The organism is Haemophilus haemolyticus (assembly GCF_003490595.1).
In the GTDB taxonomy this organism is placed as follows: Bacteria; Pseudomonadota; Gammaproteobacteria; order Enterobacterales; family Pasteurellaceae; genus Haemophilus; species Haemophilus haemolyticus_L.
This window is the reverse complement of record NZ_QQGY01000003.1, coordinates 197,515-207,310: the sequence shown is the minus strand read 5'-3', so window position 1 is coordinate 207,310 and position 9,796 is coordinate 197,515. Positions and strand designations below refer to the sequence as shown.

7 protein-coding genes and 1 rRNA gene are annotated in these 9,796 nt (G+C 38.5%); 2 read left to right on the top strand and 6 right to left on the bottom strand.

Features of this window, described 5'->3' with window-relative positions; all coding sequences use genetic code 11:
- The 6 genes from DV415_RS03715 to gmk form a co-directional block, all read right to left on the bottom strand.
- Positions 1 to 109 (bottom strand): 16S ribosomal RNA (locus DV415_RS03715); the annotation flags it as partial.
- A 333-nt stretch (positions 110 to 442) separates the two neighbouring features.
- The gene (gene murI, locus DV415_RS03710) at positions 443 to 1,252 is read right to left on the bottom strand and encodes a glutamate racemase (RefSeq protein WP_118790281.1); all 810 of its coding nucleotides are present in this window, start codon (positions 1,250 to 1,252) and stop codon (positions 443 to 445) included.
- Positions 1,253 to 1,281: 29 nt separating this feature from the next.
- Positions 1,282 to 3,363, bottom strand: a complete 2,082-nt coding sequence (recG, locus tag DV415_RS03705) for an ATP-dependent DNA helicase RecG (protein ID WP_118790280.1) — start codon at positions 3,361 to 3,363, stop codon at positions 1,282 to 1,284.
- Positions 3,360 to 5,474 carry a bifunctional GTP diphosphokinase/guanosine-3',5'-bis pyrophosphate 3'-pyrophosphohydrolase gene (gene spoT / locus DV415_RS03700; protein ID WP_118790279.1) on the bottom strand — a complete coding sequence of 705 codons (2,115 nt, stop codon included), beginning with the start codon at positions 5,472 to 5,474 and terminating at the stop codon, positions 3,360 to 3,362. The genes recG and spoT overlap by 4 nt, the downstream gene beginning before the upstream one ends.
- Before the next feature lie 72 nt (positions 5,475 to 5,546).
- The gene (rpoZ, locus tag DV415_RS03695; RefSeq protein WP_005625717.1) at positions 5,547 to 5,813 is read right to left on the bottom strand and encodes a DNA-directed RNA polymerase subunit omega; all 267 of its coding nucleotides are present in this window, start codon (positions 5,811 to 5,813) and stop codon (positions 5,547 to 5,549) included.
- 62 nt (positions 5,814 to 5,875) lie between these two features.
- Positions 5,876 to 6,502 carry a guanylate kinase gene (gene gmk, locus DV415_RS03690; protein ID WP_005634932.1) on the bottom strand — a complete coding sequence of 209 codons (627 nt, stop codon included), beginning with the start codon at positions 6,500 to 6,502 and terminating at the stop codon, positions 5,876 to 5,878.
- A gap of 250 nt (positions 6,503 to 6,752) precedes the next feature.
- Here gmk and gap point away from each other — a divergent pair, with 250 nt between their 5' ends.
- Together gap and DV415_RS03680 are read left to right on the top strand one after the other, a co-directional pair.
- Positions 6,753 to 7,772 (top strand): type I glyceraldehyde-3-phosphate dehydrogenase, encoded by a 1,020-nt coding sequence (gene gap / locus DV415_RS03685; protein ID WP_118790278.1) that lies wholly within the window; start codon positions 6,753 to 6,755, stop codon positions 7,770 to 7,772.
- 193 nt (positions 7,773 to 7,965) lie between these two features.
- Complete coding sequence (locus DV415_RS03680; protein WP_118790277.1) at positions 7,966 to 9,774, top strand: AMP-dependent synthetase/ligase; 1,809 nt, start codon at positions 7,966 to 7,968, stop codon at positions 9,772 to 9,774.
- Positions 9,775 to 9,796: the final 22 nt, after the last annotated feature.

Sequence of the window (9,796 nt, the reverse complement as noted above, 5' to 3'; positions counted from 1 at the left end):
TCCGCCACTCGTCAGCAAGAAAGCAAGCTTTCTCCTGCTACCGTTCGACTTGCATGTGTTAAGCCTGCCGCCAGCGTTCAATCTGAGCCATGATCAAACTCTTCAATTCAAGTTCAATCGCTCAATAAACTGCTTAGCTATAAATAAAACACTACTTAAAAAAGTAATGATGAATTTTCAGTTAAGCACCTATTAAGACTTCAAAATTAAAAATTTTTTAAAACAAGTCAATCAACAAGTGCCCACACAGATTGTCTGATACATTGTTAAAGAGCAAAAAACAACGACGCACGTGGAAACTTAAATACTTCACAACAGTGCGTCGTTGTGTGCGGTGCATTATAGGGATTTTCAAAACCCTTGCAAGTACTTTTTGTAAAAATATTTAAAAAAATGATCTTTTGGATAAAGTTAATACAAAAAGGTCTATTTAACATCAATTTTAGTCTATTTTTATTACATCTAAAGATTCAAATCCCCATAAGTGTAAAGCTTTTTTAAATTGAGATTCTTCAGGAAAATGTTCGGTGCAAAACATTTGATTATGTTTTTCACCTTGAGCACGTATACTTTTACCATCGAGCAAATATTTTATCCGCTTAGCAATCGCTGCTCCAGGATCCATAAAATATTTAATTTGTGGCAAGCACAACTGAATTTCATCTTTGATGAGTGGAAAGTGAGTACAACCTAAAACTAATGTATCCAAATCTGCCATGTCTGCCCACGGAGATAACTCATCTTTTAAACCAATTAGATCAACGGAATGACCACGAATTTTTTGTTCCGCAATTTCTACTAATTTTGTTGTTCCCAATCTCTCAACAACACAATCTTGCGCAAATTTATCAATCAACTCATCGACATAATGACGCTTTACTGTACCCTTTGTAGCTAATAAACCAATATGTTTTGTCTTTGTTATTTCTGATGCAGGTTTAATAGCTGGTACAGTCCCAATGATAGGAATATCAAAAGCAGCTCGCAAAGGCGGAAGCACAACAGTACTCGCTGTATTGCAAGCTATCACGATGGCATCTAATGGATAACGTTGATTAATAAGTTGGCAAACCGCTAAAGTGCGCTGAATAATACTTTCTTCTTCGCGTTCTGAATAAGGGAAACCGGCATTATCAAAACAATAGAGATAATGCCAATTTGGTAATAATTTTTTGGCTTCACGATATACGCTAAACCCACCCACTCCAGAGTCAAAAAAAAGTACAGTTGGGCGTTTTTCTTTTTTATCCATTTAAAACTCTTTGAAAATTGACCGCACTTTTAAGCGTTCGAGTAAATCTCTTTATTATTTAACCAACGACGAATCAGACTTTCTGCTAGATCTGGGTATTTTAGGATAAGTGATTTTGCATAAAATTGCACCGTTGGTATCATTTTTCTATCTCGCATTAAATTTGCTACTCGCAATTCAGCAATGCCTGTTTGTTTCGTTCCAAGCACTTCACCAGGCCCGCGAATTTCTAAATCTTTTTCCGAAATAACAAACCCATCTTGGCTATCTCGTAACACTTGCAAGCGTTTTTGCGAAACTTTACCGAGCGGAGGTTTATACATTAGTACACAAAAAGAAGCCGTACTGCCTCGACCGACCCGCCCTCGTAACTGATGAAGTTGCGATAAACCTAAACGCTCTGCATTTTCAATAATCATCAAACTTGCATTCGGAACATCAACACCCACTTCGATTACTGTCGTTGCCACCAATAAATCCAATTCTGCATTTTTAAAACGCATCATGACATCTTGTTTTTCTTGTGGTTTCATCCGCCCGTGTACTAACCCAATATTTAACATAGGCAATGCCTTAGTTAGATCTTCCCAAATCGCTTCTGCGGCTTGAGCTTCTAAAACCTCTGATTCATCAATTAACGTACACACCCAATAGGCTTGGCGTTTTTCATTAACACAAGCGTTTTTTACACGCATCACAATTTCAGCGCGACGTTCTTCAGAAACCACCACTGTTGTTATAGGCGTACGACCGGGAGGCAATTCATCAATAATTGATGTATCCAAATCGGCATAGACAGTCATTGCTAACGTTCTTGGTATCGGCGTGGCCGTCATAATTAACTGATGGGGATAAAATCCCGCTTTTTCGCCTTTCTCACGCAACATTAATCGTTGATGCACCCCAAAACGGTGCTGTTCATCAATAATCACTAATGCTAAGTCAGAAAACTCGACTTCTTCTTGGAATAAAGCGTGCGTCCCCACCACCATTTGCACCGCACCAGTTTTAATTTTTTCAAGCTCTGCTTGTCTTGATTTTCCTTTTACTTTACCGGCTAACCAACCAACTTCGATACCGAAAGGCTCAAACCAACGTCGAAAATTATTCGCGTGCTGTTCTGCAAGAATTTCTGTTGGTGCCATTAAGGCGACTTGTTTGCCGTTATCAATTGCCGTTAAAGCAGCCAATGCAGCAACCAATGTTTTTCCTGAGCCGACATCCCCTTGTACTAAGCGCATCATCGGATAATCTTTGATAAGATCTTGTTCAATATCCGACACGACTCGTTTTTGCGCATTAGTTGGTTGAAATGGCAAAGTGGCTAAAAATCGCTGTTTCAAATCTGTTTGATAATGTAGCGGTAAGGCAGAAAATTGCTGCGTTCCTAACCGCACTTTTTGCATAGCGAGATTATGCGCCAATAATTCTTCAAAAATTAATCGTTGTTGTGCAGGATGCTTACCTTGCTCTAACATTTCTAATGAAATATCTGGCGGCGGACGATGCAATAATCGCAATGCCTCTTTTAAACTATATTGATGTGGATTAAATTCATTAGGCAAAATTTCTGCAATCTGAACTTTGTCGAGTAATGCCAAAGCCTGATCCGTTAATTTTCGTAATGAATTTTGTTTTAACCCTTCCGTCGTGGAATAAATCGGCGTTAGCGTTTCTTCCAATACAATAGGCGCATTATCTCGCACAATTTGATATTCTGGATGATGAATTTCTGGCATATGACGCCCACGTTTCACTTCGCCAAAGGCCTTTACCCGCACACCAGCTTGAAAACTATTACGCATCCCCGCATTAAAATTGAAAAAACGTAACATAATTTTCGATGTGCCGTCTGACAAACTGACCGATAAAATCGGGCGACGGCCAAAAGCGACTTCACAGGTTTGTACAATTCCTTCAATGGTAAAATATTGTTCGGGGCGAAGATTAGCGATTGGCGTAATTCGCGTACGATCTTCATAGCGAATAGGTAAATGAAAGAGTAAATCTTGCAGGTTATGAATGCCGATTTTAGCCAGTTTATTAGAAATGGCCGCACCAACACCAGAGAGGCTAGTCAAAGGTACGGCATCGAGAAGTTCAAGGCTCATAGCTCATTAATATTGCGTTTGACATTAACGACACCAGTGATGCCTTTAATGCGATGAACGATATTGGCAAGGTGTTTGATATCTTTTACACAAACCTGCAAAATCACAAGCAATAAATTGTTCTCTAATTCTTCCGTCCAAATATTTTGAAGACTGCTTTCGCTCGCAGAAATTGCAGTCATTAAACTAAGCAAGGCATTCTGCTCATTCAATATTTCTATTTGTAATTCTGCCTCAAAATTCACCGCACTTTGAACGTTATCCCATTTAGCCAGCGATTGACGACAAGCATTTTTCAAACTTGCACAATGTTGATGGTGCACCACTACTGTGTTTTCTTGTGTACAACATCCCACGATAGGATCACCAGGGATTGGATGACAACATTGAGCAAATTGTGTTTTACCCACTTGCATTGGTGCAATAGTGAGTATTTTTGATTCAAATTCGAGATTCTTAGTATTAGCAGATTCTAACGGTACGCCCACAAATTGATGCGCAATGATGGAGGCAGATTGATTGCCTAAACCAATTTCTCGTAATAATTCATCTAAAGAAGAAAGTGCAAAAGTATCTAGTACAGTGCTAATTTGTTGAATAGAAAAATCACCTAAATTATGAGGCTGTAATGCTGCATTAAGCTCAACTTCACCTAATTTCACAGCATCCTCTTCACAACGCTGCTTGAGATAATGGCGAATCCGTGTTTTAGCACGAGCAGTTACCACGAAATTTAACCATGCGGCTTCAGGATGCGCATTTGGATCGGTGATGATATTGACCGTTTGACCAGACTCAAGAGCTTGCGAAAGCGGATAGGGTTTATGCTCAACAGTCACGCCAACACAAGTATTCCCCACATCTGAATGCACAGCATAAGCGAAATCCACTGCTGTTGCGCCCATTGGCAATTCAACAATTCGACCTTTTGGGGTAAAAACATAAATTTCTTTCGGGAAAAACTCTGATTTTACATTCTCAATAAACTCAAACGAGTTCCCTACACTTTGTTGAATTTCGACCAAACTTTGCAGCCAGCGCTGCGCGCGGATTTGTGCGGTTGTACTGTCGTTTTTACCATTTTCTTTATAAACCCAATGCGCAGTAATGCCCATTTCGGCGACTTGTTCCATATCTTCAGTATGAATATGAACTTCTACAGGAACACCTTTCGGCCCAATCATTGAAGTTTGCAAAGATTGATAGCCATTTGCTTTAGGTACCGCGATATAATCCTTTACTCGACCAGGGCGTGGCTTATAAAGATTATGCATTTGCCCCAAAACGCGATAACAATCATCCACATTTTTTACAATCACACGGAACGCATAAATATCCATAATCGAGTGGAATTCTTGATCCTTTATGCGCATTTTTTGATAGATTTTGTAAAGGTGTTTTTCACGTCCCCACACTCGGGCAAAAATTCCTGCGTTTTCTAACCGCACTTTAATCTCTTGTGAAATACGTTCGATTAAATCTTGTCGGTTACTCCGCGCTACATCAATGAGTTTTTTTAACACCTCATAACGGTGTGGATGCATTGCCTGAAAAGATAAGTCTTCTAATTCATTTTTAATATGCTCAATACCTAAACGATGAGCAAGCGGACAATAGATTTCAAGGGTTTCTTTCGCAATACGGCGGCGTTTATCTGGTCGTAACGCACCAAGCGTGCGCATATTATGGGTGCGGTCAGCAAGCTTGATTAACACAACGCGAATATCACGCGTCATCGCCAAAATCATTTTGCGAAAATTCTCAACTTGTGCCTCTTGGCGAGTACGAAATTTCAACTTATCGAGTTTTGATACACCATCTACAATTTCAGCTACACTGGCACCGAACTCTTCTTTCAGTTGTTCTTCCGTATAAGGTGTATCTTCAATAACATCGTGCAAAAGCGCAGCCATTACCGCTTCGTGATCTAAGTGAAGTTGAGCAATAATGGATGCTACTGCCACAGGATGGGTAATGTAAGGTTCGCCGCTGGAGCGAAATTGTCCTTCGTGCGCATCTCTTGCAATCACAAACGCACGCTTGATGAGTTCAATTTTATCTGCGGGCAAATACCCTTGAATAATTCGATCTAAATCCGCAAACAGTTCCAAAGGAGACCTACTTATTGTTGAAAGAGAAAGTGCGGTTAAAATATCGTGATTTTTTACCGCACTTTTAAAAGATTATTCTGTAATTAATGCAACAGCTGCTTCTTCCGTTTCTTGCACTTTAGCCATTTCTTGGAATTCTTGTGCATCCATAATATCTTGATTAATCAAACCTTTTTCGATTTCACGTAATGCAATTACTGTTGGTTTATCATTATCTTCTGGCACTAACGGCGCACTTTGGTTAAGTTGTAATTGTCTTGCACGACGCGCAGCCGTTAAAATTAAATCAAAACGGTTACCAATTTTTTCTACTGCATCTTGCACAGTAACACGAGCCATAATTTACTCCGATTTGTCAAAAATTACTCTATTGAAAGGGTGTTATAATACTCAATTTCGCCCTATTTTGCTAGTAGCTGTTGAATTAACATTGCATTTTGTTTTTGTTGATAATCTTTTGTTAAGCGTTCCGATTGCAAAATACTTTGTAAATCTTTTAATGCTTTCTCAAAATCATCATTCACAATGACATAATCATATTCGTCATAATGAGAAATTTCACTGATTGCTTTTGACATTCGTTCAGCGATAACCTCTTCACTATCTTGCCCACGACCAATTAAACGACGCTCTAATTCAGGCAATGAAGGCGGTAAAATAAAAATGCTTTTTACCGAAGGCACTTTTTTACGGATTTGTTGAGCACCCTGCCAATCAATATCTAAAAATACATCAATGCCTTTTGCTAAATTTTCTTCAATCGCAGGTAAAGAGGTTCCATAATAATTACCACCAAAAACTTTGGCATATTCTAGAAATAAATCTTGCTCAATGAGTGATTCAAACTCTTCTTTTGATACAAAATAATAGTGTACGCCTTCAACTTCACCCGGGCGTGGAGCACGGGTCGTATGTGACACAGACACCATTTTTTGAGTTGAACTATCTGATGCCAATAATGCTGAAATTAACGAAGATTTTCCCGCACCACTTGGTGCAGATAAAATATAAAGATTACCTTGAGACATAGAACATTTAACCTTCTCTAACAATTTCAGTCTATTATGCAGATTTCTCTATAAAAAATCATCAAAAGTGCGGTGATTTTTTACGGTACTTTTTCATTCTAATGATGATTTGATATAGATCACAAAAAAGTGGTAGGGTTTATAGTTTTATAAAAATGCTCGTGCTATACTCTGTGCGCTGTCTTACTGAGTGAGCAGTATTACTCAAAGCAAACAGATTTGTTTAACTTAAATAAAAGGTGAAAATCTTATGGCAATTAAAATTGGTATCAATGGTTTCGGCCGTATCGGTCGTATCGTATTCCGTGCTGCACAAAACCGTGACGACATCGAAGTTGTAGGTATCAACGACTTAATCGACGTTGAATACATGGCTTATATGTTAAAATATGATTCAACTCACGGTCGTTTCGATGGCACTGTTGAAGTGAAAGATGGTAACTTAGTGGTTAATGGTAAAACTATCCGTGTAACTGCAGAACGTGATCCAGCAAACTTAAACTGGGGTGCAATCGGTGTTGATATCGCTGTTGAAGCGACCGGTTTATTCTTAACTGATGAAACTGCTCGTAAACATATCACTGCAGGCGCGAAAAAAGTTGTATTAACTGGTCCATCTAAAGATGCAACCCCTATGTTCGTTCGTGGTGTAAACTTCAACGCATACGCAGGTCAAGATATCGTTTCTAACGCATCTTGTACAACAAACTGTTTAGCTCCTTTAGCACGTGTTGTTCATGAAACTTTCGGTATTAAAGATGGTTTAATGACCACTGTTCACGCAACGACTGCAACTCAAAAAACTGTGGATGGCCCATCAGCTAAAGACTGGCGCGGCGGCCGCGGTGCATCACAAAACATCATTCCATCTTCAACAGGTGCAGCGAAAGCAGTAGGTAAAGTATTACCTGCATTAAACGGTAAATTAACTGGTATGGCTTTCCGTGTTCCAACTCCAAACGTATCTGTTGTTGACTTAACTGTTAACCTTGAAAAACCAGCTTCTTACGATGCAATCAAACAAGCAATCAAAGATGCAGCTGAAGGTAAAACTTTCAATGGTGAATTAAAAGGCGTATTAGGTTACACTGAAGATGCTGTTGTTTCTACTGACTTCAACGGTTGTGCTTTAACTTCTGTATTTGATGCAGACGCTGGTATCGCATTAACTGATTCTTTCGTTAAATTAGTATCTTGGTACGATAACGAAACGGGTTACTCAAACAAAGTATTAGACTTAGTAGCTCATATCTACAACTACAAAGGCTAATTAAAACTTTGAAAAAATTAACCGCTCTTCGGAGCGGTTTTTTATTATCTAGAATTTAATTTATGATCTAAAAATGAACAAGGGATCACTAAAAATAATTTAAAAAATCAATATTCTTCTAGCTTTCATTCCTATTTAAGATTATATTAGCGCACAACTGTTCGCTCAATAAAATCAAAAAAATAGGGTTAATATGAATCTTGAGCTCCATTTTGTTCATCGTATTCAACAACAAGCCAAAACTCGTGCAAATATGACCGCACTTCGCTATAAAGAACACGGCTTGTGGAGAGATATCTCTTGGAAAAACTTTCAAGAGCAACTCAATCAACTTTCTCGAGCATTGCTTGCTCACAGTATTGGCGTGCAAGATAAAATCGGCATTTTTGCCCATAATATGGAACGTTGGACAATCGCTGACATTGCGGCCTTACAAATTCGAGCAATCACAGTACCTATTTACGCAACCAATACAGCCCAGCAAGCAGAATTTATCCTAAATCATGCCGATGTAAAAATTCTATTCGTCGGCGATCAAGAGCAATACGATCAAGCATTGGAAATTGCTCATCATTGTCCAAAATTACAAAAAATTGTGGCAATGAAATCCACAATTCAATTACAACAAGATCCCCTTTCTTGCACTTGGAAAAGTTTTATTGAAACAGGTTCAAACGTACAACAAGATGAACTGACTCAACGCTTAAACCAAAAACAATTATCGGATTTATTTACGATTATTTATACCTCTGGCACTACTGGAGAGCCTAAAGGTGTCATGCTAGATTACGCTAATCTCGCTCACCAATTAGAAACACATGATCTTTCACTTAATGTGACAGATCAGGACGTTTCACTTTCTTTTTTACCGTTCTCTCATATTTTTGAACGAGCCTGGGCGGCTTATATTCTTCATAGAGGTGCAATACTTTGCTATTTAGAAGACACCAATCAAGTGCGGTCAGCTTTAACGGAAATTCGCCCAACTTTAATGTGTGCCGTACCACGTTTTTACGAAAAAATTTATGCCGCCGTATTGGATAAAGTTCAAAAAGCACCAAAACTTCGCCAAATAATGTTCCATTGGGCAATTTCCGTAGGACAAAAACACTTTGATTTACGTGCAAATAACAAAACTATTCCGTTCTTATTGAAAAAACAATTTGCTTTGGCAGATAAATTAGTGCTCTCAAAACTTCGCCAATTATTGGGGGGGCATATAAAAATGATGCCTTGCGGAGGAGCAAAATTAGAACCTGCTATTGGGCTATTTTTCCATGCTATTGGTATCAACATCAAATTAGGCTATGGCATGACAGAAACAACTGCGACCGTTTCTTGCTGGCATGATTTCCAATTTAACCCAAATTCAATCGGCACACTCATGCCAAAAGCGGAAGTTAAAATTGGGGAAAATAATGAAATCCTCGTGCGTGGCGGAATGGTGATGAAAGGCTATTATAAGAAGCCAGAAGAAACGGCTCAAGCCTTTACAGAAGATGGTTTCTTAAAAACTGGCGATGCGGGAGAGTTTGACGAACAAGGGAATTTATTTATTACCGATCGTATTAAAGAATTAATGAAAACCTCAAACGGCAAATATATCGCGCCACAATATATCGAAAGCAAAATCGGTAAAGATAAATTTATCGAACAAATTGCGATCATCGCCGATGCGAAAAAATATGTATCCGCGCTTATTGTGCCTTGCTTTGATAGTTTGGAAGAGCACGCTAAACAGCTCAATATTAAATATCATGACCGTTTAGAATTATTAAAAAATTCTGACATTCTGAAAATGTTTGAGCAACGTATTAATGCGGTGCAAAAAGAATTGGCTCATTTCGAGCAAGTAAAAAAATTCACGTTACTTTCTCAAGCATTCAGCATCAAATTAGGTGAAATTACACCAACATTAAAATTACGTAGAAAAGTGATTTTAGAGCGTTATCGTAAGCAAATTGAAGATATGTATAATTCAAAAGAATCAAAAAATTCATAACTACAAGGCTCTCGTTTGAGAG